This window comes from Streptomyces krungchingensis (assembly GCF_054729265.1).
In genome coordinates, this window is record NZ_JBPUKY010000001.1 from 2,248,022 (window position 1) to 2,265,813 (window position 17,792).

The 17,792-nt window shown below is 72.8% G+C and carries 21 protein-coding genes and 1 pseudogene; 12 read left to right on the plus strand and 10 right to left on the minus strand.

The annotated features are described in order from the left end of the window. Positions 1-61 precede the first annotated feature (61 nt). The 3 genes from ACSYGO_RS10060 to ACSYGO_RS10070 form a co-directional block, all read right to left on the minus strand. On the minus strand, positions 62-688 hold the full coding sequence (locus ACSYGO_RS10060) for a YigZ family protein (RefSeq protein WP_426678766.1): 627 nt from the start codon (positions 686-688) through the stop codon (positions 62-64). Positions 689-874: 186 nt separating this feature from the next. Continuing rightward, positions 875-1,417: a SixA phosphatase family protein gene (locus tag ACSYGO_RS10065; RefSeq protein ID WP_426678767.1), complete on the minus strand. Its 543-nt coding sequence runs from the start codon at positions 1,415-1,417 to the stop codon at positions 875-877. Beyond that, on the minus strand, positions 1,414-2,223 hold the full coding sequence (locus tag ACSYGO_RS10070; protein WP_426678768.1) for a hypothetical protein: 810 nt from the start codon (positions 2,221-2,223) through the stop codon (positions 1,414-1,416). The genes ACSYGO_RS10065 and ACSYGO_RS10070 overlap by 4 nt, the downstream gene beginning before the upstream one ends. A gap of 452 nt (positions 2,224-2,675) precedes the next feature. Between ACSYGO_RS10070 and ACSYGO_RS10075 the strand changes: the two genes are divergently transcribed. The 3 genes from ACSYGO_RS10075 to ACSYGO_RS10085 all read left to right on the plus strand — a co-directional run bounded on the left by ACSYGO_RS10075 (position 2,676) and on the right by ACSYGO_RS10085 (position 5,567). Beyond that, positions 2,676-4,532 (plus strand): TIGR03767 family metallophosphoesterase, encoded by a 1,857-nt coding sequence (locus ACSYGO_RS10075; protein ID WP_460386519.1) that lies wholly within the window; start codon positions 2,676-2,678, stop codon positions 4,530-4,532. Positions 4,533-4,616: 84 nt separating this feature from the next. Next, entirely contained in the window at positions 4,617-5,024 is a 408-nt protein-coding gene (locus ACSYGO_RS10080; protein ID WP_426678770.1) for a CoA-binding protein, read from the plus strand. A gap of 102 nt (positions 5,025-5,126) precedes the next feature. Continuing rightward, complete coding sequence (locus ACSYGO_RS10085) at positions 5,127-5,567, plus strand: GNAT family N-acetyltransferase (protein WP_426678771.1); 441 nt, start codon at positions 5,127-5,129, stop codon at positions 5,565-5,567. A 37-nt stretch (positions 5,568-5,604) separates the two neighbouring features. Here the strand turns inward: ACSYGO_RS10085 and ACSYGO_RS10090 are convergent, their stop codons facing one another. After that, positions 5,605-6,453 carry an alpha/beta fold hydrolase gene (locus tag ACSYGO_RS10090; RefSeq protein ID WP_460386520.1) on the minus strand — a complete coding sequence of 283 codons (849 nt, stop codon included), beginning with the start codon at positions 6,451-6,453 and terminating at the stop codon, positions 5,605-5,607. 152 nt (positions 6,454-6,605) lie between these two features. Here ACSYGO_RS10090 and ACSYGO_RS10095 point away from each other — a divergent pair. Beyond that, positions 6,606-6,950, plus strand: a pseudogene (locus tag ACSYGO_RS10095) (polyphosphate kinase 2 family protein); the annotation flags it as partial. Positions 6,951-7,037: 87 nt separating this feature from the next. On the opposite strand, the gene ACSYGO_RS10100 reads toward ACSYGO_RS10095, so the two are convergent. Continuing rightward, a complete protein-coding gene (locus tag ACSYGO_RS10100; RefSeq protein WP_359498232.1) occupies positions 7,038-7,397 on the minus strand; it encodes an ArsR/SmtB family transcription factor in 360 nt (119 codons plus the stop codon). Positions 7,398-7,459: 62 nt separating this feature from the next. On the opposite strand from ACSYGO_RS10100, the gene ACSYGO_RS10105 reads away from it, so the two are divergent. Beyond that, a complete protein-coding gene (locus ACSYGO_RS10105) occupies positions 7,460-8,704 on the plus strand; it encodes a cation diffusion facilitator family transporter (protein WP_460386521.1) in 1,245 nt (414 codons plus the stop codon). Positions 8,705-8,770: 66 nt separating this feature from the next. Here ACSYGO_RS10105 and ACSYGO_RS10110 read toward each other — a convergent pair whose 3' ends face one another. Beyond that, positions 8,771-9,328: a YbaK/EbsC family protein gene (locus ACSYGO_RS10110; RefSeq protein WP_426678775.1), complete on the minus strand. Its 558-nt coding sequence runs from the start codon at positions 9,326-9,328 to the stop codon at positions 8,771-8,773. 214 nt (positions 9,329-9,542) lie between these two features. Continuing rightward, complete coding sequence (locus tag ACSYGO_RS10115) at positions 9,543-10,115, minus strand: helix-turn-helix domain-containing protein (RefSeq protein ID WP_359498225.1); 573 nt, start codon at positions 10,113-10,115, stop codon at positions 9,543-9,545. Between the two features lie 102 nt (positions 10,116-10,217). Here ACSYGO_RS10115 and ACSYGO_RS10120 point away from each other — a divergent pair, with 102 nt between their 5' ends. Continuing rightward, positions 10,218-11,075 (plus strand): EamA family transporter, encoded by an 858-nt coding sequence (locus tag ACSYGO_RS10120; RefSeq protein WP_432172411.1) that lies wholly within the window; start codon positions 10,218-10,220, stop codon positions 11,073-11,075. Between the two features lie 51 nt (positions 11,076-11,126). Here ACSYGO_RS10120 and ACSYGO_RS10125 read toward each other — a convergent pair whose 3' ends face one another. Beyond that, positions 11,127-11,924, minus strand: coding sequence for an acyltransferase (locus ACSYGO_RS10125; RefSeq protein WP_460386522.1), 798 nt, complete (start codon positions 11,922-11,924; stop codon positions 11,127-11,129). A 128-nt stretch (positions 11,925-12,052) separates the two neighbouring features. Here ACSYGO_RS10125 and ACSYGO_RS10130 point away from each other — a divergent pair, with 128 nt between their 5' ends. Next, on the plus strand, positions 12,053-12,586 hold the full coding sequence (locus ACSYGO_RS10130) for a gamma carbonic anhydrase family protein (protein ID WP_426678777.1): 534 nt from the start codon (positions 12,053-12,055) through the stop codon (positions 12,584-12,586). 158 nt (positions 12,587-12,744) lie between these two features. Here the strand turns inward: ACSYGO_RS10130 and ACSYGO_RS10135 are convergent, their stop codons facing one another. Beyond that, positions 12,745-13,401, minus strand: a complete 657-nt coding sequence (locus tag ACSYGO_RS10135) for a DedA family protein (protein ID WP_426678778.1) — start codon at positions 13,399-13,401, stop codon at positions 12,745-12,747. 240 nt (positions 13,402-13,641) lie between these two features. Here ACSYGO_RS10135 and ACSYGO_RS10140 point away from each other — a divergent pair, with 240 nt between their 5' ends. The 3 genes from ACSYGO_RS10140 to ACSYGO_RS10150 are packed head-to-tail and all read left to right on the plus strand — an operon-like array spanning position 13,642 to position 14,929. Next, a complete protein-coding gene (locus tag ACSYGO_RS10140) occupies positions 13,642-14,106 on the plus strand; it encodes an SRPBCC family protein (RefSeq protein WP_435228835.1) in 465 nt (154 codons plus the stop codon). Continuing rightward, positions 14,103-14,441, plus strand: a complete 339-nt coding sequence (locus ACSYGO_RS10145; RefSeq protein WP_460386524.1) for an ArsR/SmtB family transcription factor — start codon at positions 14,103-14,105, stop codon at positions 14,439-14,441. Before ACSYGO_RS10140 ends, ACSYGO_RS10145 begins: the two co-directional genes overlap by 4 nt. A 47-nt stretch (positions 14,442-14,488) precedes the next feature. Next, the gene (locus ACSYGO_RS10150) at positions 14,489-14,929 is read left to right on the plus strand and encodes an SRPBCC family protein (protein ID WP_432172268.1); all 441 of its coding nucleotides are present in this window, start codon (positions 14,489-14,491) and stop codon (positions 14,927-14,929) included. Between the two features lie 91 nt (positions 14,930-15,020). Here the strand turns inward: ACSYGO_RS10150 and ACSYGO_RS10155 are convergent, their stop codons facing one another. Next, a complete protein-coding gene (locus tag ACSYGO_RS10155) occupies positions 15,021-15,458 on the minus strand; it encodes a DUF4442 domain-containing protein (protein ID WP_426678839.1) in 438 nt (145 codons plus the stop codon). An 85-nt stretch (positions 15,459-15,543) separates the two neighbouring features. On the opposite strand from ACSYGO_RS10155, the gene ACSYGO_RS10160 reads away from it, so the two are divergent. Beyond that, positions 15,544-16,578 (plus strand): hypothetical protein, encoded by a 1,035-nt coding sequence (locus ACSYGO_RS10160; protein WP_460386525.1) that lies wholly within the window; start codon positions 15,544-15,546, stop codon positions 16,576-16,578. A gap of 86 nt (positions 16,579-16,664) precedes the next feature. Then, on the plus strand, positions 16,665-17,690 hold the full coding sequence (locus tag ACSYGO_RS10165) for a hypothetical protein (RefSeq protein WP_432172266.1): 1,026 nt from the start codon (positions 16,665-16,667) through the stop codon (positions 17,688-17,690). Positions 17,691-17,792 lie beyond the last annotated feature (102 nt).

The window sequence follows — 17,792 nt, forward strand, 5'->3', positions numbered from 1 at the left end:
ACGGGCGGCTACTCCCGTATCCCCCGTCCGCCGCATCGGCGGTGGGTGTCCGCTCGGCCCGTCAGGCGTCCCCGTACGCCTCTCCCCCGAGTTCCAGTTCGGCCGCCCCGGACGTCGCGTCCGCGAGCCAGGCGCGGAAGGCCTCCACGTCGGCGTCCGGCAGCCCGATCTCGATGGTGACCACCTCGCCGTACCGCACGTCGCGGACGTCGCGTCCGGCCGAGCGCAGGTCGTTCTGCATCTTGCCGGCGCGCTGGTGGTCCACGGTCACGGTGGCGAGCCGGAACCTGCGGCGGGTGATGGTCCCGAGCGCGTCCAGGGCCTCCCCCACCGAGCCGCCGTAGGCCCTGATGAGTCCGCCCGCGCCCAGCTTGACCCCGCCGTAGTAGCGGGTGACGACGGCCACGACGTACCGCATGTCGCGGCGCAGCAGCATCTGGAGCATGGGGACGCCGGCGGTGCCTCCCGGTTCGCCGTCGTCGCTCGCCTTCTGCACGGCGGCGTCGGCACCGATCACGTACGCGTAGCAGTTGTGGGTGGCGTCGGCGTGCTCCTTGCGGACCGCGGCGACGAAGTCCTGTGCCTCCTGCTCGGTGGCGGCCGGGGCGAGGGCGCACAGGAAGCGGGAGCGATTGATCTCGGTCTCGTGCACGCCCGCGCGGGCGACTGTGCGGTACTCGTCCTGCATCGGGCCAGCGTATGCGCTGCACGCGTGCGTGCCGTACGCCGCCTCCCGCACCGCACGCCCTCTGCCGGCTCCGGGCCCGGCCTCCCTTGGCGGCCGCTGCGCCGGGTGTCGGCAGTGTCACGTCCGAGGGGCTCGTGCCGGCCCCCCGCCCGACGGCTCAGGACCGCGGCTTCCTCCCCGGCGCCGTCACGTCTTCTTCCCCCTCGGCACCGTCACGTCGGTGAGGAGCGCCACGGAGGGCGCGAGCTCCTGCCAGCTCCCGCCGTGCCAGGCGAGGACGGCGACGGCCGAGGTCGGGAACTTCGTGCGCACCTGGTCCAGGGTGTCGTCCAGGCTGTCCCCGGCCAGGTCGAGGACCAGGTCCTCAAGTCCCGGGTTGTGCCCGATCAGCAGCAACGTCCTGACGCGCTCCGGCACTTCCCGGACGGCCGCCAGCAGCTCGGGCGCGTCCGCCCCGTACAGGCGCCGGTCGAACCGTACGGGAGGCGGGGTGCCCCACTGCTCGGCGGCCAGTTCCCAGGTCTGGCGCGCGCGGACGGCGGTGGAGCACAGCGCGAGGTCGGGCAGCCAGTCGGCGCCGGCGAGCGCCCGCCCGGCGGCCGGGGCGTCACGACGGCCGCGCGGCGCGAGCGGCCGCTCGTGGTCGGGCACGCCCGCGGGCCACGCGGACTTGGCATGCCGCAGGACCACGAGCCGCCGCAACGGCCCGGCGGCCGCACGCGGTGTCACGAGGCCGCTCCGATGTCCCTGGTGAGTTCGAGCCCGAGGAGCCGGTCCGCGTAGGCGTACGTCTCGAAGCGGGCCCCCTCCGGTACGTCGGACTTCTCCACCCATCGCAGGACGCCGAGGACGCCCGGAACGTCCAGGTCGTCCTCCCAGGCGGCGCGCAGTCGCTGCCGTACGTCCTCGGGCACCGGCCGGGAGGGCCGGGTCGCCCAGGCGGCGACCGCGGCGCGCCAGCGCGCCAGCGTGTCCCCGGCCTCGGCCAGGGCGGCCGCGTCCAGGCGCAGCGGGTCGTCCCTGCGGTGCTGGAGCAGGGCGAGGCGCAGGACGGTCGGGTCGGGGGCACCGGTGTCGGCGCCGGGGCCGGCCCCCGCACCGAGGCCGTGTCCGGCCTCGGGCCCGCTGCCGGATTCCACGGGGGCGACTCCCACGCGTACGTCACCGGCGGCCGCATCGTCCGCGGTCCCGCCGGGGGACGCCGCGGCGTCCGTCGCCGCGCTCCCGGGCGTGAGGACCTGGAGGGTGTGGGTGGCGCCGGGGCCGCCCGTGGCGTCGCGGTGGTCCTCGAACGGCCGAATACCGAGCGCCGCCGCACTCGCCCGCAGCGCGTCCGGGTCCGCCACGGAGCCGGACGTCGCCCAGACGGGGGTCCCGCCGAGCTCCAGAGCGCGGACGAGGACGTCGGCGACGAGGAGCACCCGCAGACCGGTGGTGTCGAACCCGGGCGGGCGCGCGTGGACGCGGACCAGGCTGCGGCGGGCCGGGACGGCGTCGGTGGGCTCGCCCGAGCGGGCGTCGATGATACGGAGCACGAGGTGAGCGTAGGCGCGCCGGCAGCCGGACGCAGGGAGACGGAGCCCATTCCGGACAGGTGTTCGCGCTTCAAGATTCCCGTCCGGCGCGCCGGACCCGTGTGCGGGCCGTGCCGGAGTCCACGCACCGGGGTCGGCCGCCGCGCGCGTCAGGCGTCGGGCCTCGCGCGGTTCGGCGATCGCCCGGCCCGACGATCGCCCCGTTCGGGCACCGGGCACCCGGCCGGGCGGCCCGCGCGGCGGACTCACCGCCTCGCGCTCCGGCTGCCGTCGACTTCGGCGGCGCATCACACGGCGTTCATGGGGACGCCACGCATGTGCCCCGGAGACCTGAATGAGTGGTTCCGCTCAAGGAGGCCGCGCGGCAGCGCCGCACGCACCCGACACGGCCGACACCGCCGACACCGGCGCCGCCGACCGTGAGAACCGCCGGAGACCGAAGGGCCGACCCCATGACGGGCACCGAACCCGCCGCCACGCTGAACCGCCGCCGCCTGCTGCTCGCCTCCGGCGCCGCCGTCGCCGCCGGAGCCGCCGGGACGACCGGGGCGTTCCTGCCCGGCCGACGCCGCCCCGCGACGACGGACGCCCCCGGGCACCCGGACACGCGGGCTCCGGCTCCGCGGGACCCGGCCGGACGGCAGACCCGGGCGGTCCGTCGTCCCGCGCCCTACGGCACGACGACGCTGGAGACGACGGCACGGCTCGGCGCAGCTGCGGGGTCCGGCTCGTACCGGCGGCTCGTACCGGGCCCGGGCTGGCCCCTCACCGTGCGGGCGGAGCTCGCCGCCGCCGGCACCGGGCGCCAGGACAGGCGTACGGCACTGGCCTGCTTCGTCCAGTTCACCGACCTGCACCTCACGGATGTGCAGAACCCGCTGCGCACGGAGTTCCTGCGGTCGCGCGGGGCCTCCGCGTGGCGGCCGCAGGAGGCGCTCACGGTGGCGGGCGCGGTGGCGATGGTGGAGCAGGTGAACGCCCTCGGGGCAGGGCCGCACACGGGGCTGCCGCCCGCGTTCGTCATGACGACGGGCGACAACGTCGACAACAACTCGGTGATCGAGCTGGAGTGGTTCCTCACGCTGATGAGCGGCGGCCGGATCACCCCGAACAGCGGTGATCCCGCGGCCTACGAAGGCGTCCAGAACTCCGGGCTGCCGCTCTACTGGCACCCGGACGACGCCGCTCTGCGCGACCTCGACAAGCGGCGGGGGCTCCCTCTCGTCCCCGGGTTCCTCGAGGCCGCCACCCGGACGGTGTCCAGTCCCGGTCTGCACGTCCCCTGGTACTCCACGGTCGGCAACCACGACGACCTGCCCGGCGGTTGCCTCTCGCCGACGCTCCACGACATCGCCGTCGGCTCCCGCAAGCTGCTGTCCGTCCCGGACGCGGACGCCGCCGCCTACGCGCGGGCGCTGCGCACCGGTGACGACCCACGGAGCGAGGTGCTCACGTCGGTCCTGCGCAGGCACGCGGCCTCGGCGCGCACCGTGACGCCCGACGAGCGGCGCCGGCCGTTCACCCCGCGCGACTACCTGGCGGCGCATCTCGACCCCGCGCACACCGGTGCCGGTCCCCGCGGCCACGGGTACACCGAGGACCATCTCGACGGCGAGCGGATGTACTACACCTTCCGGATCGCCGAGAACGTCGTCGGCGTGAGCATCGACACGACGTACCGCGGCGGCCACTACGAGGGCTCCCTCGGCAGCGAGCAACTGCGCTGGCTCGAACGCACCCTGGCGGCGCACAGTTCCCGGTCGTACGACGCCGACGGACGGCTCGTCCGTCGGCCCGGGTCCGACGACGCGCACATCCTGGTGTTCAGCCACCACCACAGCGCCGGCATGACCCGCCGTCCGGACGCCGCCCCCACCGACGAGCCGCGCCACGACGGTGCGGAGGTGGTCGCCCTGCTGAGCCGGTTCCCGAACGTGGTGGCCTGGATCAACGGCCACAGCCACGTCAACCGGATCACCCCGCACGGGCACGCGACGCCGGCGCGTTCCTTCTGGGAGGTCAACACCGCCTCCCACGTGGACTATCCGCACCACGCGCGCCTCTTCGAACTGGCCGACAACGGCGACGGAACGATCTCCTTGTTCACCACGCTCATCGAGTCCGCCGCCCCGCACCGCACCGCCCCCGGCTTCGACGACCTGTCGGCGGTGGGCCTCGCCTCCCTCTACCGTGAACTGGCGTACAACGCGCCCGGCCTCGCCGCGGGCATGGCGGGCGGCGTGCAGGAGGGCTGGGCGGGCGGAGCCGGTGACCGCAACACGGAACTGCTGCTGGGAATCACCGGGTGACGTCCGCTGTTTCCCCGCTGAGCGCCCCGATACGGGCGTTCACCGTGACGAGCTCCGACGACAGGAACACCTAGGAGGCCGAGCATGTACGGCGACCCGGCAACGATCCGCAAGATCCTGACCGAGCTGGGCGACACCTGGGCGATCGTCGGCCTCTCGTCGAACGAGCGGCGCGCCGCGCACGGCGTCGCCGATGTCCTCCAGCGCTACGGCAAGCGCATCGTCCCCGTGCACCCGAAGGCCGAGACCGTCCACGGGGAGAAGGGCTACGCCTCCCTCGACGACATCCCGTTCGAGGTCGATGTCGTCGACGTCTTCGTCAACAGCGACCTCGCGGGTCCCGTCGCCGACGAGGCGGCGGCCATCGGCGCCAAGGCCGTCTGGTTCCAGCTCGGCGTCGTCGACGAGTCCGCGTACGACCGGGCCCGCGCCGCCGGCCTCGACATGGTCATGGACCGCTGCCCGGCCATCGAGATCCCGCGCCTCGGCTGACCCCTGCCCGCGCCCGGGCTCGGGCGAAAGCGGTGACGGGCGCCGGGACTGCGCCGGAAATTGTGGTTGACGGCGTGGCCGCGGCACCGGTTTCCTGCTGCGGTGTCCACTCTTCGTATCGTGCAACCGGACGACGACGCCCGTCTGGAGGACTGGCGGCACGTCCACAACGTGATCGTGCCGGCCGCCGCCATGTCCCTGGAGGACGCGCGGGAGCGTGCCCGGCGGTACCGCCTCGAAGTCGCCTACCTCGGTGACGTCCTGGTGGGGTGCACGACCGTGCGTCCGCCCGCCGACGACAGCGCCACGGCCACGGTCATCGCCCGTGTGCTCGCCGAGCACCGCGGTCGTGGCTTCGGCGAGGAGCTCTACTCACGCGGCCTCCAGGAGGCACGCGGGCTGGGCGCCGAGGTGATCGAGACGGTCGTGCTCGCGGCCAACGACGACGGCCTCCGCTTCGCCCTCAAGCACGGTTTCGTCGAGGTGGAGCGCTATGTGCTGCCCGGCGAGAGTGCCGAGTGGATCGACCTGCGACTGGCCTGACGGGCGCCGGCGGGCGCCCCGACGGACGCCGGGCGCGTCACCGGTCCCGGGCGAGGAACGCCGCGACGGTGGCGCTGAAACCGCGCGGGTCGTCGAGCCACGGATAGTGGCCCGCGCCCGGCCGCACACTCAACTCGGCCCACGGGAAGAGGTCCGCGACGGCCGCGGCGACGCGCGGGAGGGGACCGCCGTCGAGTTCTCCCGCCACGAGCAGTACCCGCGCCTCCCAGGCGGCGACGGCGGCCCGGGTATCGGCGGGACGGAAGGCGCCTGGAGCCGCGTACAGTTCCGCGGCCTCGTCGTTGGTCTCCGCCACCTCGGTCGCGGCATGCGCCCGGGCGATCGCGTCCCAGCTCCCGTAGAAGAAGGGCATGGCGGCGTCCCAGTCGGCGTCGCTCGCGGTGCCGGCCCAGATCCGCTCGTAGGCGGGATACCCGGCCTCGAACCACGGTTCGGCCTTGCGCAGCGCGGCCGCCTCCAGGCGGTGTTCCACGGTGAAGTCGACGCCGAGGGCGCGCGCCCGCCCGGCGACCAGCGTCAGGGTGCGGACACGTCCGGGACGTCCGGCGGCGTACTGGAGGGCCAGGTCGCCGCCCGCGGAGTGCGCGAGCAGATCCACCCGGTCCAGCCCGAGATGCGCGCGGAGCGCCTCGACGTCGTCGGCCTGCCGGTCGCAGCGGTACGTCGCCGGATCGGCGGGAGTGGCGGAGTCGCCGGTTCCGCGCAGGTCGAGCAGGATCAGCCGGCGATGCCGGGACAGTCCTCCGAGGTCGCCCAGGTAGGAGGAGGCCCGCATCGGGCCGCCGGGCAGGCAGAGCAGCGGTTCGCCCTCGCCCAGGACGCGGTAGGCGAGACGGGTTCCGTCGGGAGCGGTGAAGGCCGGCATGCCGCCATCCTCGTGAGCGAGCGCCGTCCGCGGCAATCCGTTTCCCGCGCACGGCCGTTCATTCCCGCGGACGACCGCGCACGCCGTGCGTTCCCGCGAACGGCCGCGCACGCCCTTTGCCTTCGGTTCCCCCGCCGTACGCCTGCGGTTGCTTCTCCGTCTCGCAGAGCGAGCAGCGCACGCGCTTCACGATCCGCCAGGTCGACCCGGTACGGCAGTGGAAGCTCAGCCCCATGGACCTGGCCTCCCTCGACCGCTGGGACGACTACACGGCCGCCAAGGTCGCCATGTTCCGCGAGACGGACACCGCGCAGGCCCCGTGGACCGTGGTCAAGAGCAACGACAAGAAGCGGGCCCGCGTGGAGGCGATGCGCAGCGTCCTGGCGCGCTTCGACTACGCCGACAAGGACGAGGAGGTCGTCGGCAGCCCGGACCCGAGCATCGTGGGCGCGGCGGCGAACCTGCTGGAGGCGGGCGAGGACGACACCGGGCACTGAACCCCGGCGCCGGGCCGAGCCGGGGCGGGCTCGGGCGGGCAGGGCTGCGGGACGGGCCCGGCCCCGCGGCCGTACGGCGAGAGGCCGTCAGTCGTGCGGCGGACGGTCGCTGATGCGGTGGTCGGCCAGGTTCAGGGCCTCGTCGACCACCCGGCGCAGATGACCGTCGCCGAGCGAGTAGATCACCCGGCGCCCCTCCTTCCGGGTGTTCACGAGTCCGGCGAGCCGGAGGCGGGCCAGATGCTGGCTCACGGCCGGACGTGCGGCCCCGCACGCCTCCGTGAGCGTCGTGACGTCGGCCTCGCCGCCGGTCAGTGCGTGCAGCAACGCGAGGCGCGTGCGGTCGCCGAGGAGGGCCAGCAGCTCGGCGGCGAGGGCGAACTGTTCCTCGCCGGGGGTACGCGGGTGCGCATCATGCGCAGGTGATAGGTGCATGCGTGCGCTCATACGCACATAATGGCCTCATGGACGCCGACACGTCCACTCCCGCACACCGGAAGGTGACTCCCGTGAGCGAGCACCGCCACTCGGACGAGGACCACGAGCACGGCCACGGCCACATCCGCGGCCACGACCACGCCGGCGTCCGCCGCCAGGCCCCCTCGGGCGACCCCGGTGGCGGCGCCCGGCAGCGCACCGGCCGTGAACACGAGCACGGCCACGGCCACCCCCACGACCGCGCGCACAGCCACGCCCGCTCCCCCGCGCCCGGCCCCTCCCACGGCACCGGACACGGGCAGGGCCACGAGCACGGGCACCGCCACGCGCACACCCTCGGGAGCCGTCTGCGGCACCTGATCACGCCGCACTCGCACGCGACCGCCGACAAGGTCGACTCCGCACTGGAGTCGTCGGCGCGGGGCATGCGCGCGCTCTGGGTGTCGCTCGTGGTCCTCGGCGCGACGGCCCTGGCGCAGGCGGTCGTCGTCGTGATGTCGGGGTCGGTGGCACTGCTCGGCGACACGGCGCACAACGCGGCGGACGCCCTGACGGCCGTGCCGCTGGGGATCGCCTTCGTCCTGGGCCGCCGTGCCGCGACGCGGCGCTTCACGTACGGCTACGGGCGGGCGGAGGACCTCGCGGGCATCGTGATCGTGCTGACGATCACGGCGTCCGCGGCCTTCGCCGCCTGGACGGCGATCGACCGGCTGCTCGACCCGCAGCCCGTACGGCACGTCCCGGTCGTCGCGGCGGCGGCCGTGATCGGCTTCCTCGGCAACGAGTGGGTCGCCCGCCACCGTATCCGCGTGGGCCGCGAGATCGGCTCCGCCGCCCTCGTCGCGGACGGGCTGCACGCGCGGACGGACGGCTTCACCTCGCTCGCCGTGCTGGTGGGTGCGGGGGGCTCGGCCCTCGGCCTGCAACTGGCCGACCCACTGGTCGGGTTGGCGATCACCGCGGCGATCCTGCTGGTGCTGCGCGATGCCGCCCGGGAGGTGTTCCGGCGGCTGATGGACGCCGTGGACCCGGAGTTGGTGGACCGCGCCGAGCGGGCGCTGCGCGAGGTGCCGGGCGTGCGCGGGGTGGGCGAGCTGCGGCTGCGCTGGATCGGGCACCGGCTGCGCGCCGAGGTCGCGGTGGTCGTCGACGGCGAGGCGAGCGTCCGCGAGGCCCACCGCATCGCGGTCGAGGCCGAACACGCCCTGCTGCACGCGGTGCCGAGGCTCACCGCCGCGCTGGTGCACGCCGACCCGGCGACGGCCCCCGGAGAGGCGGACCCGCACCTGGCGCTGGCGCACCACGCGGCGGCCTGACCGCCGCACAGTGGACGGCCGGGCGAGCCCGCGGGCACGGGCCCGGCCGCCTCGCCGGACGAAGGGTCAGGCGACCCCGAGCCCCTCCAGCACCACCGCGTTCGGCAGCTCGGCGAACATCTTGCCCGGCACCAGCAGCTTGCCCCGCCGCCGCCCGCTGCCGACCAGGACATAGGGCAGTTCGACGACGGCCGAGTCCACGAGCAGCGGCCAGTCGGCGGGGAGCCCCAGCGGTGTGATGCCGCCGTACTCCATGCCGGTCTCCCCGGTCGCCGTGTCCATCGGCGCGAAGGAGGCCTTGCGGGAGCCGAGTTGACGCCGCACGGCTCCGTTCACGTCGACGCGGGTGGCGGACAGGACGACGCACGCGGCGAGCGTGGTCTCGCCGCCCCGCTTGCCCGCGACGACCACGCAGTTGGCGGACTGGTCGAGCAGCTCCGCTCCGTAGTGCTCGACGAACGTGGCGGTGTCGGCCCAGTCGGGCTCGGTGTCGACGTAGACGATCTGGTCCGCGGGGGTGCCGCCCCGCCACGCGCGTACGGCGTCGGCGACCGGCCGGGTCAGTTCGTCGAGGCAGTCGGGGGCGGGCGTGGCGGTGTCGAAGCGTCCGATGGGTGCGCGCATGACGGCACGCTAACAGCCGTGCCGGCACGGTCGGCCGGACGTCTCGGCACGCGAGCGGCACGGCCCGCAGAACGGCCGGATGCACGAGGAACAGGACGCACGGGACGCCTCGATGCACGAGAGAAGACAGGGCCTGCCCGACGCCTCGACGCACGAGGAACAGGACCCACGGGACTCCTCGATGCACGAGAGACGACAGGGCCCGCGCGGCTCCTCAGTGCACGAGGGGGACGGACACCGCCATGACCATCTCGACCGGCACGTCACCGTCATTGCCGTACCGGTGCGGGGTGTTGGCCTCGAAGGACGCGCTGGCACCGGCGGGGACGAGATGCTCGACCCCGTCGACGGTGAGGGTCAGTTCGCCCTCGGTGACGTGGACGAGTTCGACCGTGCCCGTGGGATGCGGGTCCGAGGGGCTGCCCTCGCCCGGCATCAGTCGCCAGTCCCACATCTCCAGCGGACCGGGGGCCTCGGTGCCCGCGAGGAGCCGGTTGTAGCTGCCCGCTTCGGTGTGCCACAGCCGCACGGCCTGCTCGGCGGGCACGATACGGACCTTCGGCCCCTGCTCGTAGTCGAGCAGGGTCGTGATGCTGACGCCGAGGGCGTCGCCGATCTTGACGACGGTGCCCAGGCTGGGGTTGGTCCTGGCCTGCTCGATCTGGATGAGCATGCCGCGGCTGACACCCGCGCGCGCGGCGAGCGCTTCCAGGGTGAAGCCGCGCTCGGTGCGCCAGCGCTTCACGTTGCGCCCCAGGGACTGGGTCAGCAGGTCGAGGTCCGACACTTTCCGTCCAATATTCTGGATGACAGAGTTCAATCAGGTGAACTATTGTGTGGTGCACCCGATCGTTCACCGAACTGTACTGCGAGGGGCCCGATGACGGCACTGCCAGCACTCTTCGCCCTGGCGACCAGCCTCATGTGGGGCCTGGCCGACTTCGGCGGCGGGCTGCTCACCCGTCGTATGCCGGCCCTCACGGTGGTCGTCGTCTCCCAGTCGATCGCCGCCGTGGTCCTGGGCGCGATCGTCGTGGCCACCGGCGGCTGGAGCGCGGCGGGACCGCAGCTGTGGTTCGCGTTCGCCGCGGGCCTGGTCGGCCCGGTCGCGCTGCTCTCCTTCTACAAGGCCCTCGCCCTGGGCCCGATGGGTGTCGTCTCCCCGCTCGGTTCCCTCGCCGTCGCCGTCCCGATCACCGTGGGACTCGTCCTCGGGGAGCGTCCCGGGCCGATCCAGTTCGCGGGGATCGCGATCGCCGTCACGGGCGTGATCCTCGCGGGCGGTCCCCAGCTGCGGGGCGCTCCCGTGCAACGGCAGGCGATCCTGCTCTCGCTGCTCGCGGCGCTCGGCTTCGGCACCGTCTTCGCCCTGATCGCGGAGGCGTCGTCGTCGGTCACCGGACTCTTCCTCGCCCTCTTCGTGCAGCGCGTGACCAACGTGGCCGCGGGCGGCGCGGCGCTGCTCCTGACCGTCGGGCGCGGCGCCCGGGCGCTCCCCGAGGGCGGCTTCCCCTGGCAGTCCCTGCCCGCGCTCGCCTTCGTCGGACTCGCCGACGTCGCGGCCAACGGCACCTACTCCGTCGCCGCCCAGCACGGCCCGGTCACCGTGGTCGCCGTCCTCGCCTCGCTGTACCCGGTGGTCACGGCACTGGCGGCGCGCGGTTTCCTCAGCGAACGGCTCCGCGGAGTGCAGGCCGCGGGCGCCGGCCTCGCCCTCGTCGGCACCGTGCTCCTGGCGACGGGCTGACTCCGGGTCCGACAGGAAGAGCAGGAGGACGAGGCCGCGGCCGGCACCGCTTCAGGACTCCGCGCGCACGTCTCCGGTGGCGCCCTCGGCATCGAGGTCGAGTACCGCGAGCCGGGCCGCGGCCTCTTCGTCGAGCCCGGAGAGGGCCAGCAGCTGCTCCGGCGTCACACCGTCGGGAATCGGCACGGGCGCCGGGGTCCGCAAGGGCGGCTGCCAGCCGGCCACCGGGTCCCAGCGCCGCACGACGCGTGCCGGAGCGCCCGCCACCACCGCGTGGTCCGGCACCTGACCGCGCACCACCGCACCGGCCGCCACCACGACGTTCCGCCCGATGCGGGCGCCCGGCAGGATCACCGCGCCGGTCCCGATCCAGCAACCGGGCCCGATCTCCACCGGTTCCATCCGCGGCCACTGCTTGCCGATCGGCTCGTGCGGATCGTCGTACGAGTGGTTGGTGGAGGTGACGTACACGTACGGCCCGAAGTAGCAGTCGCTGCCGATCGTCACGGTCGTGTCGGCGATGACGTGGCTGCCGCGGCCCAGGACGACACCGTCGCCGATGCGCAGGATGGGGTCGGGGCCGAGGTCCAGGTCGGGCATCAACCCGGCGGTCAGCGTGACCTGTTCGGCGACGATGCAGTGCGAGCCGAGGTGGATCCAGGGTTCCCCGAAGACCGTGCCGAGCGGGAACGCGAGTCTGGTACCTGTTCCCATCGACCCGAAGCGGAAGCGTCCGGGGTGCTCGGCCGAGACGGATCCCGTGCGCTGCACCCAAGCCCAGCCCGCGTGGACGGCGCGCTGAGCGAGGCGCCGCCGCCATGATGAGAACGTGTTCTTGCTCTTGGGCACCCGCTCACCGTACTCAGCGCGAGCTGTGCCGATGAGCTCGTGCGGCTGTGATCTTCACCCCACCGGAGCAGCAGGCGATGACATACGGTGCCGGTGTACCGATGCGACGAGAAGACGGTGGGGCGGCGATGACGCAGCAGGCGTTGATCATGGGGATCGGCGGCAAGGACCCGAAGGTGGACCAGGAGGCCTTCGCGGCACCCACGTCAGTGATCATCGGGGACGTCACCCTGCACGCGGGGGCGAGCGCCTGGTACGGCGCGGTGCTGCGCGCCGACTGCGGTCCCATCGTCATCGGCGCCGACAGCAACGTGCAGGACAACTGCAGCCTGCACGTGGACCCGGGCTTCCCCATCACGATCGGTGAGCGGGTCTCCGTCGGGCACAACGCGGTGGTGCACGGCGCCACCGTCGAGGACGACTGCCTGATCGGCATGGGTGCCACGGTGCTGAACGGCGCGGTGATCGGTGCCGGTTCGCTGGTGGCCGCGCAGGCGCTGGTCCCGCAGGGCATGCAGGTGCCCCCGGGGTCTCTGGTCGCGGGCGTGCCCGCCAAGGTGAAGCGGCAGTTGACCGCCGAGGAGCGCGAGGGCATCTCGCTGAACGGCACGCTGTACGTCGAGCTGGCGAAGGCCCACCGGGCCGCGCACGAGGAGAACTAGCCCCGCCCCTCAGGCTCCGCCCGGTCTCCCAGTCGCTGTCGCTGTCGCTGTCGACGACGGTGCGGCCGGAGCCGAGCAGCGTGGCACGGGAGGGCCGGGCGCACGACCTGCCCGGCCGCGCCCGGAAGCGTCCGGTGCTCGGACGCCCGCCGTCCGGCTCAGTCGCCGGCGGGCGCCGCGACCGGCTCCGCGCCGGCCTCGGCCCGTTCGGCCGACGCCCGCTTCGCCTTGCGCTTGACGATCAGCATCGAGGCGAGGCCGACGAGCACCGCCGCGACCAGACCCAGCCACGAGAAGCGCTTCAGCCAGGACTCCGCGACGACACCGACGTAGTAGATGACCGCGGTGGTGCCGCCGGCCCAGACGATGCCGCCGAGCACGTTGGCGATCAGGAACTTCCAGTACGGCATCCGCAGCACGCCCGCCAGCGGACCGGCGAAGATCCTCAGCAGGGCGATGAACCGGCCGAAGAAGACGGCCCACATGCCCCACTTCTGGAAGGACCGCTCGGCCGTGGCGACGTGCCCCTCACTGAAGTGCCGGGGGAACTTGGCGCCGAGCCAGGCCAGGAGCGGACGCCCGCCCTTGCGGCCGATGGCGTATCCGATGGAGTCGCCGACGATGGCGCCCAGGCTGGCGCAGGCGCCCAGGACGACCGGATTGATGCCCTCGTGCTGGGAGGAGAGCAGCGCCGCCGAGACCAGGATGATCTCGCCGGGCAACGGGATGCCCAGACTCTCCAAGCCGATGACCAGGCCCACGAGCGCATAGATGCTGACCGCGGGCACCGTCTCGAGCCAGTCCTGGACGTGCAACGCCGGTACCTCCCGTTTCACTGTGCCTGGTCCGGGCACATGCGCCGCACATGATCACCCGGGGTGCACTTCCCCCTGAGTACACGCCGGGAAGCCTACCTGGTCGGTCTCGCCCGACGGAGTCCCCGAGGGTGCCGAGGAGCTCACACCGGACCCCTATTGAGCAACCAAAGGTTGCACATCACCGAGGAGCGCTCTAGAGTGATACGCAACTAAAGGTTGCGCATGGAGGTCGGTGGGATGGAGTACGGCAGCATCGAGCGGGAGATCTACGTCGAGGCCACGCCCGAGGTGGTCTACGAGGTGGTCAGCAGGCCCGAGCACCTGCGGGAGTGGTGGCCGGACGAGGCGGAGTTCGAACCGGTGCCCGGCGGCACCGGAGTCATCACGTTCGGCGACGCGACCACCCCCGAGGCGACGGTCGTGCCGCTCACGGTGGTGGAGGCCGACCCGCCGCGGCGGTTCTCCTTCCGCTGGGTGTACGACGAGGGCGTGACCGCGTCGGCCTCCAACTCCCTCCTGGTCACCTTCGACCTGGTCCCGTCCGGTGCGGGCACGCTGCTGCACCTCACCGAGGCCGGGTTCCGCGAGAAGGGCTGGGAGGCCGCCGTCCTCGAGGAGCAGTACCTCGACCACGTGTCCGGCTGGGACCACTTCCTGCCGCGCCTCGTCTCGTACGTCTCCCGGCTGGTGTCGGCGTCATGAGCGTCACCGTCGACGACGACCTCTGGTCGGCGGTCGGGGACCCCATACGACGCCGGATGCTCGACCTGCTGCTGAGCGGCGGCGGTGGCACCGCCACCACGTTGAGCGAGCAGCTGCCGGTCACGCGGCAGGCGGTGGCCAAACACCTCGGCGTGCTCGACCGGGTCGGTCTGGTCCACGTCACGCCGTCCGGGCGCGAGCGCCTCTATCAGGTCGACGAGGCACAACTCGCCCGAGCCGTGGCGCAGTTGTCGTCGGTCGGAGCCGCATGGGACGCCCGGCTCCAGCGCATCAAGCGGATCGCCGAAGCGATCCAGCGCAGCAAGGACAGCTGACCGACCGCGCCCGCACACGGGCGCCTCCGTACGAAAGAGGTATCGAGATGGTGGACATCCTGCACAGGATCGGCGTCACGGCGTCGCCCGACGACGTCTACGCGGCCCTGACCACGATCGACGGGCTGTCTAAGTGGTGGACCGAGGACACGGAAGGCGACAGCGAGGTCGGGGGCGTCATCCGGTTCCGCTTCGCGCCCGGCGGGTTCGACATGAAGGTCCTGGAGGCCCAGGCCGCCGAGCGCGTGCTCTGGGAGGTCGTCGACGGCCCCGAGGAGTGGATCGGCACGCAGATCGCGTTCGAGCTCAAGCAGGAGGACGACTTCACGATCGTGCTGTTCCGGCACGAGGGCTGGAAGGAGCCGGTGGAGTTCATGTACCACTGCAGCACCAAGTGGGCGATCTTCCTGATGAGCCTCAAGAAGCTGGTCGAGACCGGCAAGGGCGATCCCGCGCCGCACGACGTCATGATCAGCAACTGGCACTAGGGGGTCGGCAGAAGGCCCAGGGGCCTTCGGCGGCACGGCAAGGGCCCCGGCCGGGGCGTACGTCCGGCCGGGGCCCTTGCCGACAGGCGGCTCAGCCGTTCGGACGCAGCGTCCAGACGACAGTCATCTCACCGGTGACGGCGCCGTCACCGCGCTGGATGGCGATGGCGACCGGGAACTCGGGCCGCCGGCCGGCGTCGAGTTCGGCGACGACGTCGGCGGCGGGCCGGCCGAGGGTCGCGGTGGCCGTGACGGGCCCCATCGCGAGCTTCTTGTAGGCGATCTCGGCGCTCACCGCGAGCGGCACGGCGCGCGCGAGCTGGTCCCCGAACGCGGCAAGGACGATCGCCCCGCTCGCCGACTCCCCCAGCGTGAACATCGCTCCGGCGTGCGGCCCGCCCACGTGGTTGTGGTAGTCGCTCTGGTCCGGCAGCGCCACCACGGCCTTGTCCGGACCGGTCTCCACGAACTCGAGGTTCAGGGTCCGGGCCATCGGCACGGTGGCGGCGAGCATCTCGCCGATCGTCATCTGGTCTGCGCTCATACCGGCATGTTACCCGCGAGTAGCAACCCTTGGCCAGCGCGCGCCGATCATCGCCGTATCGTTACGCCCCATGTGGCCAGGAGAGCAGCCGCCCACGGGCGGACAGAATCCCCAACAGCCCACCGGGGGCGGACAGTCGAACCCGCAGCCGAACGCCGGAGCGGGAGGAGCGGGCCCCCTGCCGGGCGCCGGAGCGGGGCAGCCGAACCCGTACCGACAGCCGGGGTACCAGCAGCCCCATCCCTATCACCAGGAACCGGCCCCCTGGAACGCCCCGACGGTCACCGCGGACGCCGCGGCACCGCCCGCGGGCCGCGGCGACGGCAGGCGGACGAAGGTCGTCGCCATGGTCTCGGCCGCGGCGGTCGTCATCGCCGCCGGGGTGACCGGCTTCGTCCTGCTCGGACCGGGCAAGGACGACGGGGCAGGACCCGAGCCGACCGGGTCGCCGTCCGCTCCGTCGAGCCCGGCGAGCGATCCACGGGGCACCGAGGACGCCGAGAAGCCGACCGTGGCCGGCTGGAAGACCGTGGTGAATCCCAAGCGCGGCATCGCCTTCGACGTCCCCCCGCAGTGGGGGCTGAAGTCGACGGACTGGGTCACGTACGTCTCCGAGGACGACGACCCCCGGGACGAGCCCCTCGCCGCCGTCGCGGCCCCCGCGCTCCTGAAGGAGAAGTGGTGCGGCTCCGACGACGACAAGGACGGCACCGAGGACTACACGATGCTCGCGGGCGCCGGGACCAAGCGGAACAACGGGGCGAAGACCCCCGAGGAGGCGGCCCGCGACGACGCGGCGGCGTGGGTCTACGGCGCCTACACCCAGCCCGACAGGAAACTGGTGACGTCCGGCGCCGTGGAGCCGTACACGACGAAGTCCGGCATCACGGGCAGTCTGGCCACGGCGTCGTCGTCGGGTGTGGAGAAATCGAAAAAGTGCGCCGGCGACGGGAAGGCGACCGTCTTCTCCTTCAAGGACCCCTCGAACGACATCGTTTCGTGGGAGTTCTTCGGGGCGAAGGGGGTGTCCGAGGAGGTCTCGGACACGACGGTGCGGAAAATCGTCGCCACCGTACGGTTCTACGACGTTCCCCCGGCGTCGTGACTCGTTGCCCGAGTCACTGATCCGGTACACGTCTGACGAAACGCGGTGACCCAAACGTGTCACGGGCGGCACTAGGGTTACTGCCCATGTGGCCAGGACAGCAGCCGCCCGGGGGCGAGCAGAACCCGCAGGACCAGAATCCGTACCAGCAGCCGGGGTACCAGCAGCCGAATCCGTACCAGCAGCCCGGATACCAGCAGCCCGGATACCAACAGCCCAACCAGTACGGGCAGCCGCAGTGGGGTTCCCCGTCGGAGACTCCCGGCGCGCCTCAGCCGGCGGGGGGCAGCGGCGGTGGCGGCGGCAACAAGACGAAGATCACCGCGATCGTCGCGGCCTCGGCCGTGGTGATCGCGGCCGGAGTCACCGGCTTCCTGGTCCTGGGCGGCGGCAACGACGACGACAAGGCGGGCGGCAAGCCGTCCAAGTCGCCGAAGAAGTCCGCCTCCACGTCGGCGAGCCCGAGCGGCGACGACAACCCGCGCGGCGGCGACGAGGAGAAGCCGACCATCGCGGGCTGGAAGGTCGTCGTGAACCCCAAGTGGGGCACCGCCTTCGACGTCCCGGCGGACTGGGAGGTCAAGACTCCCGGCACCTTCATCGGCTTCGAGGACGACAAGAAGGGTGACGGCTCCGCGCTGATCGGCATGTCCGCACCCGCGTTCCTCAAGGAGAAGTGGTGCACGTCCGACGACGACAAGGACGGGTACGAGAGCGACACGTCACTGGCCGCGGCGGGCACCAAGGGCCAGAGCGGCGCCAAGAACACCGGTGACGTCGCGCGCAACGACTCGGCGTGGTGGGTCTTCGGCGGCTACACCGACCAGAAGGACGCCTCGAAGAAGCTGCTCACCATCGGCAAGCCGAAGGACTACACGACCGCGTCGGGTGTCAAGGGCAGCGTCGCGACCACGTACTCGTCCGGTGTGCCCAAGAAGGGCAAGTGCGACTCGAACGGCAAGGCGACCACCTTCGCCTTCAAGAACTCGGCGGGCGACTTCGTGTCCTGGACCTTCTACGGCGCCAAGGGTGTCAGCGAAGAGGTGTCCGACGCGACCGTGCAGAAGATCCTCAGCACGGTACGACTGCACGGTGACCCCACGGGCTCCTGAGCCCCGAGGGGCGGTTCGGGCCCGCCGGACCGCGGCGACCGCCCTCGACGTGGCGACCGTCCCGGCAGAGCGGCTGCGACAGCCGTCCGAGCACGGGGCGGC